Annotated in this window: 13 protein-coding genes; 9 read left to right on the top strand and 4 right to left on the bottom strand. The window is 40.3% G+C overall.

Annotated features, from left to right (window positions below):
- Positions 1–69: 69 nt before the first annotated feature.
- Both rho and OA84_RS00415 read left to right on the top strand, forming a co-directional pair.
- On the top strand, positions 70–1,863 hold the full coding sequence (gene rho / locus OA84_RS00420) for a transcription termination factor Rho (protein ID WP_039340732.1): 1,794 nt from the start codon (positions 70–72) through the stop codon (positions 1,861–1,863).
- Positions 1,864–2,020: 157 nt separating this feature from the next.
- Positions 2,021–2,617, top strand: a complete 597-nt coding sequence (locus OA84_RS00415) for a superoxide dismutase (RefSeq protein ID WP_039340730.1) — start codon at positions 2,021–2,023, stop codon at positions 2,615–2,617.
- Positions 2,618–2,679: 62 nt separating this feature from the next.
- Here the strand turns inward: OA84_RS00415 and OA84_RS00410 are convergent, their stop codons facing one another.
- Positions 2,680–3,096, bottom strand: a complete 417-nt coding sequence (locus OA84_RS00410; protein WP_039340727.1) for a DUF6146 family protein — start codon at positions 3,094–3,096, stop codon at positions 2,680–2,682.
- 68 nt (positions 3,097–3,164) lie between these two features.
- Positions 3,165–4,361, bottom strand: coding sequence for an endonuclease/exonuclease/phosphatase family protein (locus tag OA84_RS00405; RefSeq protein ID WP_039340724.1), 1,197 nt, complete (start codon positions 4,359–4,361; stop codon positions 3,165–3,167).
- A 195-nt stretch (positions 4,362–4,556) separates the two neighbouring features.
- Between OA84_RS00405 and OA84_RS00400 the strand changes: the two genes are divergently transcribed.
- The 7 genes from OA84_RS00400 to OA84_RS00370 all read left to right on the top strand — a co-directional run bounded on the left by OA84_RS00400 (position 4,557) and on the right by OA84_RS00370 (position 13,461).
- Positions 4,557–7,421 carry a carboxypeptidase-like regulatory domain-containing protein gene (locus OA84_RS00400; RefSeq protein WP_039340719.1) on the top strand — a complete coding sequence of 955 codons (2,865 nt, stop codon included), beginning with the start codon at positions 4,557–4,559 and terminating at the stop codon, positions 7,419–7,421.
- Positions 7,422–7,451: 30 nt separating this feature from the next.
- The gene (locus OA84_RS00395; RefSeq protein ID WP_039340717.1) at positions 7,452–8,840 is read left to right on the top strand and encodes a DUF5689 domain-containing protein; all 1,389 of its coding nucleotides are present in this window, start codon (positions 7,452–7,454) and stop codon (positions 8,838–8,840) included.
- A gap of 394 nt (positions 8,841–9,234) precedes the next feature.
- The gene (locus tag OA84_RS00390; protein WP_039340714.1) at positions 9,235–9,669 is read left to right on the top strand and encodes an RrF2 family transcriptional regulator; all 435 of its coding nucleotides are present in this window, start codon (positions 9,235–9,237) and stop codon (positions 9,667–9,669) included.
- A gap of 56 nt (positions 9,670–9,725) precedes the next feature.
- Positions 9,726–10,928, top strand: a complete 1,203-nt coding sequence (locus tag OA84_RS00385) for a DUF542 domain-containing protein (protein WP_084060808.1) — start codon at positions 9,726–9,728, stop codon at positions 10,926–10,928.
- 107 nt (positions 10,929–11,035) lie between these two features.
- Positions 11,036–11,869 (top strand): DUF2249 domain-containing protein, encoded by an 834-nt coding sequence (locus OA84_RS00380; RefSeq protein ID WP_039340711.1) that lies wholly within the window; start codon positions 11,036–11,038, stop codon positions 11,867–11,869.
- A complete protein-coding gene (locus OA84_RS00375) occupies positions 11,870–13,135 on the top strand; it encodes a hypothetical protein (protein ID WP_039340708.1) in 1,266 nt (421 codons plus the stop codon). It begins immediately after the preceding gene.
- On the top strand, positions 13,132–13,461 hold the full coding sequence (locus tag OA84_RS00370) for a metal-sulfur cluster assembly factor (RefSeq protein WP_052252045.1): 330 nt from the start codon (positions 13,132–13,134) through the stop codon (positions 13,459–13,461). Before OA84_RS00375 ends, OA84_RS00370 begins: the two co-directional genes overlap by 4 nt.
- 76 nt (positions 13,462–13,537) lie before the next feature.
- On the opposite strand, the gene OA84_RS00365 is transcribed toward OA84_RS00370, so the two are convergent.
- Both OA84_RS00365 and OA84_RS00360 read right to left on the bottom strand, forming a co-directional pair.
- Positions 13,538–14,008: a DUF6702 family protein gene (locus OA84_RS00365; protein WP_039340704.1), complete on the bottom strand. Its 471-nt coding sequence runs from the start codon at positions 14,006–14,008 to the stop codon at positions 13,538–13,540.
- 40 nt (positions 14,009–14,048) lie between these two features.
- Positions 14,049–14,699, bottom strand: coding sequence for an LOG family protein (locus OA84_RS00360; RefSeq protein WP_394332705.1), 651 nt, complete (start codon positions 14,697–14,699; stop codon positions 14,049–14,051).
- Positions 14,700–14,774 lie beyond the last annotated feature (75 nt).

The following is a 14,774-nucleotide window of genomic DNA, read 5'->3' as shown; positions in this document are numbered from 1 at the left end:
AAAGAAAAGTCGCCCGACTTAACTTTCTTACTTACACCTACTTATAACTTACATTTTTGCGTAACATTTATGTTCAATATTGAAACGTTAAGGTCTAAATCGGATTCTGATTTGACCAAAATTACCAGTGACCTGGGCGTTAAAATTGCTAAAAACAGCAACGAGAACGATAAAATTTTTGCTATTCTGGACTTTCAGGCTTCTAATACGAAAGTGGCAAAAGATTATTTCACCGCAACGGAAAAACCCGCAAATTCTCCCGAAACTCCGGCACCTGCACCAAAAAAAGCGCCAGTGAAAAAAGCGGCACCAAAGAAAAAAGCAGAAAGTGCGCCGAAAGAAACCACTACAGAAACTTTGGAACCTGAAATAGCTGAAACGGAAAAAAATGCCGAAACAGCACCGGAAATTTCTGAAAAGCCTCAAGAAACGCCGGAAGAAAGAGAAGCAAATCCGAGACGCCAAAAAAGACAGCGCGTAGCAGCTCCAAAAAAACCTGCCGAAGCGGAAATTGTAGAAAATGAGGTTGTTGCAGAAGCTGAAAAACCTGCTGAAATTCCGCAGGAAGCGCCAAAACATCAAAACGGAAACCATCCGCACAAGCAGAACGGAAATCCAAATCAAAATAAACATGCTCAACAGCAGCATAAAAATCCCAACCAAAACCAAAATCCAAATCAGAACAAAAACCAGCAGCGCAACCAAAACGGCGACGCGCAGGAAGAAAATTCAAAAAAAGAATTTAATTTCGACGGTTTAGTAACGATTGAAGGTGTTCTGGAAATTTTACCGGATAACTACGGATTTTTACGTTCTTCCGATTTCTCTTACATTTCCTCACCCGATGACGTGTATGTTTCAACCAATCAAATCCGGAATTTTGGTTTAAAAACAGGTGATACCGTAAAAGGAATCGTTCGCTTGCCAAAAGAAGGCGAAAAATATTTTTCACTTTTAAAACCTACAGAAGTAAACGGTCGCGACCTGGAATTTATTAAAGACCGTGTTGCGTTTGAATTTTTAACTCCACTTTTTCCGGAAGAAAAGTTCAATTTAACAGGTAAAAACGCGACACCTTCCACAAGAATTGTAGATTTATTTACGCCGATCGGAAAAGGGCAGCGCGCGATGATCGTAGCACAGCCGAAAACCGGTAAAACCATGTTGCTGAAAGAAATTGCAAATTCAATTTCCGCGAACCATCCGGAAGCTTATATGATGATTTTGCTCATCGATGAAAGACCGGAAGAGGTTACCGATATGGAAAGAAGCGTAAACGCGGAAGTTATCGCATCAACTTTTGATGAGCCAGCAGACAAACACGTAAAAGTGGCAAACTTGGTTCTTTCCAAAGCACAAAGAATGGTGGAATGTGGTCATGATGTGGTGATTCTTTTAGATTCAATTACGCGTCTTGCACGTGCTTACAATACCGTAACGCCGGCGTCCGGGAAAATTCTTTCCGGTGGTGTGGATGCTAACGCGTTGCACAAACCGAAACGCTTTTTCGGTGCGGCGAGAAATATCGAAGGTGGTGGTTCATTAACCATCATTGCGACAGCATTGATCGATACAGGTTCTAAAATGGACGAAGTAATTTTCGAAGAATTTAAAGGAACTGGAAATATGGAACTTCAGCTCGACCGTAAAATCGCCAACAAGCGAATTTATCCGGCGATTGACTTAATTTCTTCCAGCACGCGTCGCGATGATCTTCTTTTAGATGAAATCACGCAGCAGAGAATGTGGATTTTAAGAAAATATCTGGCGGACATGAATCCGGTGGAAGCGATGGAATTCGTAAACAAAAGCATAAAAAACACTTTAAATAACGAGGAATTTTTAATGTCAATGAATCGCTAATTTTTAGCTGAATTGCTTTAAAATATTGAAAAATTACCTGCTTTTTGCAGGTTTTTTTTGTTTTTTCAATGTTAAAGATTTATTAAAGTGATTGCGCTACACTGGAATTGTTCTAAATAATGAGTAAATTTGGATATAACATATAAATCAAAATATTATGGCATTCGAATTACCGAAATTAGGATATGCGTACGACGCATTAGAACCAACCATTGATGCTAAAACAATGGAAATTCATTACACCAAACACCACCAGGGTTACGTAGATAATTTAAACAAAGCAGTTGAAGGTACAGATTTAGCAAACAAATCCATCGAAGAAGTTTGCAAAACCGGTACTGATAAAACTGCAGTTAGAAATAATGGTGGCGGTCACTATAACCACACACTTTTCTGGGAAATTCTTACACCTGGCGGCAGCAACGAACCTGTCGGAAATGTAAAATCGGCAATCGAATCTTACGGTGGTTTTGAAAAATTTAAAACAGATTTTACCGAAGCTGCAAAAACCAGATTTGGTTCAGGCTGGGCATGGCTTTGCAAAAAAGATGACGGTTCGGTTTCAGTTTGCTCTACACCAAACCAGGATAACCCGCTGATGCCGGTTGCAGATTGCCAAGGAACACCACTTTTAGGATTGGATGTGTGGGAACACGCATATTATCTAAATTACCAAAACAGAAGACCCGATTATGTTACTGCATTTTTCGATGTAATTAACTGGGACAAAGTTGAAGAGAAATTCAACAAATAACAGCTAATTTTTTTTCAAAATAAAAAAGTTCAGATTTTCTGAACTTTTTTTGTTTTTTTAGGTTACCGCGCGTCAACTCCGCTGAGGCCGTTCATCTTCAAACCATATTTCCAGCTAACATAAGCAAAAACCTGGTAGAGCTTATATTCATATTTTAAACCGTAATCGATGGTCGGGTCGTAGTCGATTGATGATTCAATAATATTTCTGTAGCGCCCGGAAAAATAATAGGAATTCCATTCGCTCACCAAAAAAGCGTTTTTGCTTTTCAGATAGGTTTCCGAATACATGCTCATCGGTCTTGCGATAGCGTTCAGAAAATAATCGTATTGCGTGTCGAAAACTTCCAAGTCATATTCGCCTTCATCATTTTTTTGGGCCTGAATGCCCGGTTTTTCGTCATTTGCCGAAGGCACTGCTTTTGGCGCGCAGCTCAACATCAAAATAAAAATACCGAGTATAGCCTTTAATTTTTTCATTTTAAATGTTTTTAAATTAATAATTTCAAAACCAAAAAATTGGGCCAAATAACCGGTAATTTTTGGTTTTAGTCAACTTCGCGCTGCAGCACTACAAATGCCGGAAAGTGGTCGCTGTAACCGCCTGTAAAAGAATCTCCGTTCCAGGAACGGAAAGGATAACCTTTAAAATTTCCTTCTTTATTAATGAGATACGATGGCGCAAAAATTTCAGTTTTGTATACCGAATAATCTTTACCAACTTCATCTGAAATTACATTTCCGCTCACGATAATCTGGTCGAAAAGGTTCGGCGCATCCTGATATGCTAAAGACGCTACACCGCGCTTATAAAGCGGATACATCAAGTTCAGGTAAGGATTTTCAGCGCTTAAATCTTTAGGATTCAGCACCGCTTTTAAATGGTTTTTTAAACTTGAACTCACCGGATCATCGTTAAAATCGCCCATTGCGAAAAGCTTGGTAGTTGGGTCTTTTAACCTGATGCTGTCCATCTGCTGTTTCAAAACCACGGCTGCGGCATTTCTTTTCGGTAAAGACGCGGCTTCGCCACCACTTCGGGACGGCCAGTGATTCATGAAAACGGCAATTTTTTCATTGTCTAAAAATCCGGTAGCGACCAAAATATTTCGGGTGTAGGAACGTTTTCCTTCGTCGTTGAAAATTTTAATTTCCTTTTTTATGGAATTTGTCGGAGTAAATCTTCTTTTCTGATAAATTAAAGCAACATCAATTCCGCGCGCGTCGAAAGAATTGTAATGAATAATGCCGTAATCGTATTTTGCCAAAAGCGGATGCTTGATGAGATCTTCGATAACCTGGCGGTTTTCCACCTCGATCAAACCGACGATTGCAGGCGCGGTTTTGGTGTATTGCGCACCCAATTCCGAAATGACTTTAGCTTCGTTGGCTATTTTTTGCTTATATTTTTTGGTATCCCAGTTTTTCGCACTTTTTGAGGTGAATTCATCAGTCAAAATTTGATGGCGGATTACTTTTTTACCTTTCAGGTTTTCATTTTTCCATTCACCACGATATTCTTCCGTGGTTTCAAGATATTTTAAAGAATCCAAAGGCACACTTCTGTGAAAGGCGGGATTGCTGAAATCTTTGGTGCCGTCGATATAATCCGTGGAGGGTACGGTGTCAAAAAGGTTTTCGACATTTAAAAAGCCAATCGTTGCTACTTTTCTGAGTTTTCCTTTCTGTTGTGCGAAGGAAAAACTCACCATAAATAATAATAAAAAAATGCTGATTTTTTTCATTTTTTCCGAATGTTTATCAAATACGAAGTTATGAATAAATTTTTTTTTAAATGAAGGAAATTCATCACGGAACGGTTGGATAAACGAAAAGATAGATTGTTAAAAATAATTAAGATATTATAATTATTTTTAAATTTGTGTTAATTCATTTTCTTAAATGATTTTCACTCGAAAAGGAATAAATATATTATTAACATGATTAAAAAATTATCTTTAATCTCCTTGTTTACTCTGCTTCCGGCCTCCTTTTACTTTGCGCAGACTACGGTCTTTGCTTATATAAAAGATGCGAACGGCAGTCCTGTAGAAAGTGCGGAGATTGACCTAAAGGGTACTGGTAATGATGTGAAAGCTGATAAAATTGGGTATTTCCAGTTCGTCGACCTCAAATCAGGACACTACCAAATCGTAATTACGAAACCCAATTTCGAAACCAAAGTGATGGAGTTCGATGTGGCGTCGGAAAAAAGAAAAGATTTAGGTGTTGTTACCTTATATTCCAGTTTAACCGGTGCTGATCAGGGACTTGCAATTATTGAAAGCACCGGCGACGAGGAAAATGCGAGCCAGGGAACAACTGTGGGTTTACTGCAGTCTTCACAGGACGTTTTCAGCAGAATTGCGGCGTATGATTTAGGAGCTTATTGGTTTCGCCCACGTGGTATTGATGGACGAACCGGTGAAACGATGATGAATGGTGTTTCCATGGTAAAAGCGGACAACGGAAATGTGGATTTCAGCAACTGGGGCGGTCTTAATGAAATTACGCGTTACCCGGAAGTCGCCGCGAACCACGCACCGTCGGAATACGCTTTTGGAGGCGCAAGCGCTGTAATTTATAAAAACACCAACGCCAGCGAATACCGCAAAGGTTTTCAGGCAACTTATTCTTTAACCAACAGAAATTACCGTAACCGCGCGTCTCTGCGCTACACTTCAGGGATGAGCAGAAGTGGTTGGGCTGTTACAGCAATGGCTGCAAGACGCTGGGCACAGGAAGGAATTCAGGAAGGAACTTTCTACGATGCATACGGTGCTTTTTTAGGTATAGAAAAAAAATTCTCAGACAGTCACTCAGTTAGTTTAAGTGCTTTTGCCGCACCATACAGACGTTCAACAGCGAGCCCGAGCACGCAGGAAGTTTATGATTACCGCGGTGTTCACTACAATTCTTATTGGGGATGGCAAGACGGTGAAAAACGTAGCGAAAGAGTTCGCGCAGGATTTCAGCCGATTTTCCAACTTCAGGATTTTTGGAAGATCAACAGTAAATCAAGTTTAAGAACTGCTGTTTCTTACCAGTTTGGAAAAGATAAAAGCGCGCGTTTAGACTGGCAGAATGTGCCGAATCCGTCGCCGCAATATTACCGCTATTTACCAAGTTATTACGATTCTTTAGATCCGAACGCTTCGGTGCCGGTGAGTGGCGACCAAACAGCAACTACAGCGCAACAGGCTTATGCTGATGCTTTGCGAGGCTGGCAAACGGGCGACCCTAATTACACACAGATTAACTGGGACGCGCTCTACCGGAGAAATACAAACCAGCCAGCTGGTGAATATTTCGGAGTTACTGGTAAAAGGGCTCTTTATTTTCAGGTAAATGATGTGAGCGATGATAAAATCTTCAACGCAGGCACGCATTTCACCCATAATTTTACCGACACTTCACGCCTTTTTTTGAATATTTCTTACCAGAATTATAAATCGGAATTATACCGCGAGGTAAAAGATCTTTTGGGTGCTGATTTTGCGCTGAACCGCGATCCTTTCGCTGCTACAAATCAACCTGGCGAAAGCGGTTTATACAATGAAGGTGAAACCGATGTTGTAAAACGCGAAGGCGACAAAATAAACTACGATTACAATTTCCGCCGACAGGAAATCAAGGTAAATCCTGCGTTCAAGTTCCAGACAGGAAATTTTGATGTTTTCGTTTCCGGTTTAGCAGGTTATTCCAGTTCTTCACGTGAAGGATTATTCAAACATTATTTATATGAAGATTCTTTCGGTAAAAGTGCCGATTACAATTTCTGGAATTTTGGTCTTAAAGGCCAGATAATTTATAAAATAAACGGGCGGAACTTCCTCGTTTATAATGGCGCTTATTTTTCTCAGGCTCCGTTCCTCGAAGATTTATTCATCAACCCGAGAGTGAACAGCTCAGTTACGCCAAACATTCGAAATGCGGTCGTTAATGCCAACGATTTAAGTTATATCGTGAGCAGTCCGTTCATTAAAATGCGTCTTACAGGATTTTTGGTTGATACTGAAAATGACACGAACGTACAGCGCTTTTTCGCGGATGGAATTCAGTTCCAGACAACTGGCGCGGACGGTACAGTTTCCAATGTTCAAAGTGCTTTTGTAACGCAGGTGATGTCTAATGTTTCCAAAAGAAATATGGGCGGCGAACTCGGTGTTGATGTGAAAATTACACCAACCTTATCCGCACAGGGACTTGCGAGTTACGGTCAGTACACGTACAGAAACGATCCGAATGTCTACTTTGCATCTGATGCGACCGGAACTTTCGAAGACGGAAAATCTTATTTGGATTTAGGAAAAGCTTATTTAAAAAATTACCGACAAGGCGGAACTCCACAACAGGGATATTCTGTCGGGCTCCGGTATAATTCACCAAAATACTGGTGGTTAGGTGCAAACTGGAATTATCTTGATGATAATTTCCTTGATCCTTCGGCGCTTTTAAGAACTGAAAGATTCGTTCAGAATCCGGTTACGGGAACGCCGTATGCAGATTTAACTGAAGCAGATTTGCGCCGTGTTTTACAGCCTACCAAGCTTCCGTCCGCATTTTTCTTTAATGCTAATGCCGGAAAATCCTGGAGATTCGGAAGTTATTATGTTTTGCTTACTGCTTCTGTTAATAATATTCTCGATAACACGCGATACGTTACCGGAGGTTTTGAACAGACCAGAAGAGTAACTTATCCTGGATATGTGGAGGAAAACAACCGCGAATTTCCTTTATTTGGACCGAAACTTTGGTACACGCAAGGACGATCATATTTCGTAAACATTCAATTTAGATTTTAATCATAACTCAGAATTTTAAAAAACAATACAATGAATATTAAAAGATATTTTAAGACGGCTTTTGTGATTGCATTTTCGGCATTTACGGTAAGCTCTTGTGTAAATAAGGACGAATGGGATACGCCGCCAATTAACTGTACCAACAAGTTTGCAGCGCCCAACATTTCTTTGGCAGATTTCAAAGCAATGGCGCCTTCAACAGGTTATATTTTGATTGATAAAGACATGATTTTCGACGGTTACGTGGTTTCATCCGACGAAAACGGAAATTTCTACAAAACCATTTCCTTTCAGGATAAACCGGAAAATCCTACCGCCGGACTTCAGATGGAAGTGGACAGAGCAAGCAACTATGCAGATTTCCCCGTGGGAACGCACATCAGAATTAATGCTAAAGGCCTGAGATTAGGTTTAGACCGCGGTACCGTAAAAATCGGTTCTGTGGATCCGACATACGCGATCGGCAGAATTCCGGGAACATTGTTCTCCAACTATATTTCTGCAGTTTGTAACGGAAACCAGATGGATATTGTTACCATAAAACCTACAGAATTGCCAAGTCTTTCTGCGGCGCTTCAGGATAAATACATCAATACTTTGGTGAAAGTTCCGAATGTACAGTTCAGCACTTCCGAGATTTATCCAACCAACAAAACCTACATCGATTATGTTGCCGGTGCCGGTGTTGATACCGACCGAAGCATTGAAGATAATTCCGGCGGTACGTCTGTCATCAGAAATTCCGGTTTCGCAACGTTTGGTTCTACACTTTTACCAAAAGGAAGCGGAAGCTTAACTTTCGTGGTGAGCAAATACAACCAAAATTATCAGTTGTTGATCCGAAATTTAAACGATGTAAGCATAACTTCAGCAAACAGGTTTGATCCTACACCGGCAAAAGGCGGTTCTGCGATTACATATCCAACCACTTTAGCTGAAACTTTTGAAGGGTTCTCCGGCAGTAATTTAGAAGTTTTTCCACCGTACATCAACGATCCGGTTTTAGGAAACAGGTACTGGCAGCTGAAAAACTTCAGCAATAACAATTATATCCAGTTAAGCGCAAATGCTGGGCGCGGCGCTTACGAAACCTTGTTTGTCGTTCCGGTAACATTTGCAGCGGGTCAGAAAATCAGTTTTGACGTAAATATTGGGTATTACAACGGTACCGCGCTGAAAGTGTATACTTCTACAGATTACGTTCCGATGGGCGATGTTACCGCAGCAACTTTAACCGAAATTACGTCTGCTTTCAAGATTCCGAAAACACCGACTTCCGGTTACGGAACTTTTGAAAATGCGGGCACTTACACCGTTCCTTCAACCTTGTCCGGTAAAGGATATCTTGTTTTCAAATATGTTGGAAATGGATCGGGAACTACGACTACTATTCAGCTGGATGATATTACAGTTCAGTAAAATTCAAAATTATAATTAAAGAAAATCCGCCCAATTTGGGTGGATTTTTTTGTTTTAGCAGCTGAGGTTTGAATTTAAAAATCATAAAAATTTGCCGTTAAAACAGGTGATTTTTCCGCTTTGATGAATTTAATTTTCACAAAAATTTAACGTTAAAGCAGGTAATTTTCTCGTTTTAAATATTTTCAGGTGAGTTTACAAATTACAAAAATTTGCCGCTAAAGCAGGTAATTTTTTCGTTTTGTACATCAACCGATCATCGCATCACCGTATCAACAAATCACCGCATCACCAAATTCTCAAATTCTCACATCTGAAACTGGAAATTTAAATAAGATAAAAAAGTCCGAATTAGAAAAAGTTTTTTATCTTTGTACTCTGAAACTGCTTAATTATGTTATCAAAAACCTGCGAATATGCCCTGCGCGCGATGATCTACATCGCGCAACAGTCCTGGGACGGTTCTACGGTGAATATCAAGGAAGTCTCGGATAAAATAAATTCCCCCGAAATATTCATCGGTAAAATCCTGCAAAATCTTAGCCGCCAGGGTTATTTGCAATCGGTGAAAGGCCGGTACGGTGGATTTTTTATCACACAGCAACACGCCAACATTTCGCTCGCCGACATCATCACCGCCATCGACGGCGATAAAATGTTTCATGGCTGCGGACTTGGTCTGGCGTATTGTTCCGAAACCAATCCGTGCCCCATTCACAACACCTACAAAGAAGCGCGCGACCAGCTTTACGATATTTACGGCAAAACGACTTTGGACCAGTTCCGGAATGAACACCACACCGATGAACTACAGCTTCGGCGGGGTTAATTTTAGAAAAAAACAGCATTTTAACCACAAATAAACAACGCTAAACTATCATTAAAATGGCAACAGTAGAAACTTTGGATGTCACCCAGATTGAACCTAGACTGAAACATCCGACCATCTTTAAATATTTCGACGCGCTACAACCGGGCGAAGAATTTGTAATAGAAAACGACCACGACCCGAAACCTTTGTATTACGAACTGATCGGTGAAAGAGGAGACATTTTTACCTGGGAATACCTGGAAAAAGGACCGGAATGGTTCATTGTTAAAATCAAAAAAAATGAGCTTGAAGCGCCAAAAGAAATCGAAAGACTGGTTGTAACAACCATTGAACCGAAGTTTAAACATCCAACAATTTTCAAATGGTTTGACGTGCTGAAAGCCGGCGAAAGTTTCATCATTGAAAACGACCACGATCCAAAACCACTGTATTACGAATTATTGGCTGAAAGAGGCGATATTTTTACCTGGGAATATCTTGAAAAAGGTCCGGAAGTTTACGAAGTGAAAATCGCTAAAAATCCGGTAAGCGAAACAGGTGAAGAAACCGTAGGATCTATCGCGGCGAAAGATATCAGAAAAGCGGAGCTTTTAAAATCAAAAGGTATTGATTTTAGCTGTGGCGGCGATAAAACCGTAAAAGAAGCCAGCGCTGACGCCGGAATTTCTGAAGATGAACTACGCAGCGCTTTAACAGAAGTTTCCAAAACGCCGCCCGCACCAAGCTTTGACTATGACAAATGGGAACTGGATTTCCTGGCTGATTATATCGTGTACACACACCACAGATATGTAAAGGAAAATGCGGAAAACCTGAACGATATGGCCATAAAAGTTGCGGAACATCACGGTGACGGTCACCCGGAACTGAACCGTTTGGCAACAATTACCTATCACTTCCTACAGGATTTGCTGGATCATATTGTGAAAGAAGAAGAGGTATTGTTTCCGGTCATTAAGCAAATTGTGGCAAAAACCAAAAATGCGGAAAGCGAAACCAATTATAGAATCGGTTCTTTGAACGAACCAATTTCCTTGCTTTTAAAAGAACATGATATTGCGAATGAAGATTTGAATTTCTTCCGTAAATTAACCGATAATTACACGCTTCCGGAAGGTGCCTGTAATTCTTACCGCTATTTGTTCCAGAAAATGCAGGAATTTGAAAATGATTTCAAAGCTCATATTCACCTCGAAAATAATATCTTATTTCCGAAAGCATTGCAAATGGATGCTGAACTGGCAAAATTAAATTGATGTCGTGCAGCTGCAGATGAAACTGATGGTGCAATGTCTGTATTCTGCAGCTGCTTTTTTTAAAGCTGAGGTCACCTGATTTGACCGTTGAATAAAAAATCAAAAAAATGGCATATATAACACCGAAAACCAAGATTTCGGAACTCATAAAAGAAAATTCCAAGAGTGTAGATGCGATTGCGTCTTTAGCAAAACCGTTGGAAAAACTTAAAAATCCGATTCTGAGAAAGATCATGGCGCCACGCGTTACCATTGCAGAAGCTGCGAAAATGGGCGGCACGACGGTGGCGGAATTTAAGCGGGTTTTAATTCCGCTCGGATTTACTTTTGGTGATGAAAATATCACTCTTTTAGAAAGCGAAGTTGAAGCAAAACCAAACTGGCTTTTAAACGCAGCTCTTGATCAAATTGATAATTTCGACGTTCGGCCCATCATCGATAACGGCGCTGATCCTTTAAAAGAAATTCTGCACCGTTTCAAAGAAGTGGAACCGGGAAAAATTCTGTGTGTAATCAATAACTTTGTGCCCACGCCATTAATTCATTTGCTTAAACAGGAAAAAGCGGAAGCAACTTTCGTGGAAAATGTGAGTGAGAAAGAGTTCCGAACGTATTTCCTTAAAAAAGAAAAAGAAGCAGCGGTTTCTACCGTAACTGCTGATGAAAAACTGGTAATGGACACCGAAGAAAGTTTCAAAGCTGTGTGCGAAAAATTTGCCGCTGAAACGACCAAAAAAATCGATGTCCGTGAGCTGGAAATGCCCAGCCCGATGCAGCTTATTCTTTCGGAGCTTGAAAACTTGCCGGACAAAAATGCATTATACATCAGTCACAAAAGAGTGCCGGTTTATCTGTTGGAAGAACTGGCGGATAAAAATTATGAAGTTCATATTTACAACAAGGCGGAAGGCGACGTAAAAATGCTAATTTTTAAAAAATAAATGGCACACATTAATATCGGAAAAGCACCCGGAAATGGTGCTGTATTGCCTTTTTATGCCACCGGCGCGGTAATGTTTTTGGTGTTGTGCCTGCTGATGCTTTTCACGCCGGAAACTTTTACGAAACATTATTTCACGCCACATCTTTTAACGATGGTGCATATCGCGGCGCTGGGCTGGGGAACAATGGTGATTTTCGGTGCGGCGCATCAACTTTTGCCCGTGATTTGCGAACAGGATTTGTATAGCGAAAAACTCGCGGCTTTTGTCTGGTATACCTTGACTTTAGGAATGATTTTGCTGGTGACTAATTTCTGGAAACTTACCGTTGGTTGGCTGATGATTTTTGGCGGCAGTTTGGTGGTTTTTTCCGTAATTTTATATTTGTTTAATGTCGTGCAAACCACGAGAATCTGCACCAAATACAGCATTCAAAAACTCTATGTATTGAGCTCTGCGATTTGGCTGCTTTTTACGGTGGTGATGGGTTTGCTTTTGGCGATTAACCTAAAGTTTTCCTTTTTTGACGTCAGCCATTTAGAAATTCTGAAACTTCACGCGCACGTAGGTTTTGCCGGTTGGTTTTTACAGCTGATTACCGGTGTAAGCTCGAAGTTGGTTCCCATGTTTTTGCTTGGAAAGTCAAAAAAAGATTTTATGCTCAAATATGCCTTTATTTTTCAAAATGCCGGACTCGTTCTTTTCCTGGCAGACGGATATTTTCTCGGAGTAACTGCACGTGTTTTAATTTACGCACTTATCGTTTTGGTAGGAATTGTCTGCTGGCTGCTTTTTCTGTTTGATAATTACAAAAACCGGCTTAGAAAAAGGGTAGAGCTGCTGATGAAGCATTCCTTTCTTTCTTTTTTGGCTTTAATTATAGCCGTTTTGCTGATTCCCGCCGTTTATTTTGCGGAAGGTTACCGCTGGGCAATGCTGTACGGGACATTGATTTTTATGGGCTGGATTACGAGCATTATTTTAGGAAAAACCTTCAAAACTTTACCGTTTATCATTTGGAACGACCATTATAAAAACCTTTCTGGAAAAGTAAAAGTTCCGCTACCAAAAGATTTGTACAGCGAAAAACTCACCGTGTGGCAATTCCGTATTTTTATTGCCGCATTTTTGGTATTTGCTTTGGGAATTATTCTTGAATCTGTTCCGGTGATTCGGGCTGGTGCCGTGCTTTGGTGTGTAGTCGCCGTGCTTTATAATGTAAATGTCTATAAACTAATTTTACACAAGAAAAAACAAACGCAATGATTTTAGATCCTACCGACGAAAATTATAACAATATATCCCGCGCAGAAATGGCGCTGTACGAAGTTATCGATCCTGAATTAATGGTAAACATCATGGATTTGGGCCTCGTCTACGATATTGAATTTAAAGAAGGAAAACACCTACTTGTTACGATGACGCTGACGACGCCGTCCTGTCCAATGGGAGAGGCCATACAAACTGGCGTCAAAAACTCTTTGGAAATAGAATTTCCGGGTTATGAAATCGAAATCGACCTGACTTTCGAACCAGCCTGGAATTATGACATGGTTTCTTCCGAAGGCATGCAGCAGCTGAACAATCGCTAAAAATTAAGAAAAAATTAGGCACAAAAAAGCCGTTTTTTTTCAAAACGGCTTTTTTTTTATTTTTTGAGAAGTTTAATTAAAAACTGACTTCATTTACTTCTTTACCACGTTGAAAATTCATTGTTTTCTGGTTGCCTTTGTAAGCGATATTTACCAGGTTAAACTGTTTCGGAAAAGTTGCCAGTAAAATTGTGTTTTTAATTCTTATCGTGCTAAAATTTGCGATCCCGTTTGCTTCAAAATACACCCAAACTGATTCGCCGTTCACCTGACTTCCGGTAAATGTGAGTGTGCACACACTACCGTCGACATATATGTCGAAATTGTTGTTCACGTATTTCTTTACTTCTGCTTCAAAACCTGCGGTATTTGGGTTGATTTTAATAGCGTCTGATATATGTGCAGTATTCATTTTTGTCGTAAACTTCAGGGTTTTGCTCCCTTCTACATAATCTACTTTTGTCATCGAGGAATAAAATTCTGCCGCCGCAAAACTCATCATCAGCATCGATGCAAAAATTAATATACTGAATAAAAATTTTTTCATCTCTTAATTTGTTACTGGGTATTCTCAAATATGGTGCCAACTAAAAATTAACGTTGACTGAGTATTTATCGTAAAAAGCTTTAATATGGCTCACCGCTTCATCAGCCGTATCTACAACGCGATACAGGTTCAGGTCTTCCGGAGAAATCATTCCGTTTTCCAGCAAAGTATCTTTAAACCAGTCGAATAACCCGGCCCAAAATTTAGAACCCACCATCACAATAGGAAAGCGAGCGATTTTATTGGTTTGAATTAAGGTTAGCGCTTCCGTCATTTCATCTAAGGTACCGAAACCTCCCGGCATCACGATAAAACCCTGTGAATATTTCACAAACATCACTTTCCGTACAAAAAAGTAATCGAAATCGATGCTAAGTCCTTTGTCGATAAAAGGATTAAAATGCTGTTCAAAAGGCAAATCAATGTTCAGCCCGATGGATTTTCCGCCACCATTTCTGGCGCCACGGTTTCCGGCTTCCATAATTCCGGGGCCACCACCAGTGATAATGCCAAAACCGATGTCTGTAATTTTATGAGCTATTTCCACTGCGAGATCGTAGTATTGATCACCTTCTTTCAACCGCGCCGAACCAAAAATAGAAACGCAGGGACCAATTTTTGCCATTTTTTCATAGCCGTCCACAAACTCCGCCATTACTTTGAAAACCATCCAGCTGTCTTTGGTTACCATTTCATCCCAGGTTTTTTCCTTGAATGAATTCTGTATTCGCTGATCGATTTCCAGAAGACTGCCGCTCGCTTCCTT

This window comes from Kaistella solincola (genome assembly GCF_000812875.1).
Lineage (GTDB): Bacteria > Bacteroidota > Bacteroidia > Flavobacteriales > Weeksellaceae > Kaistella > Kaistella solincola.
The sequence above is the reverse complement of the archived record's forward strand: the minus strand, read 5'-3'. Positions and strand labels throughout refer to the sequence as shown.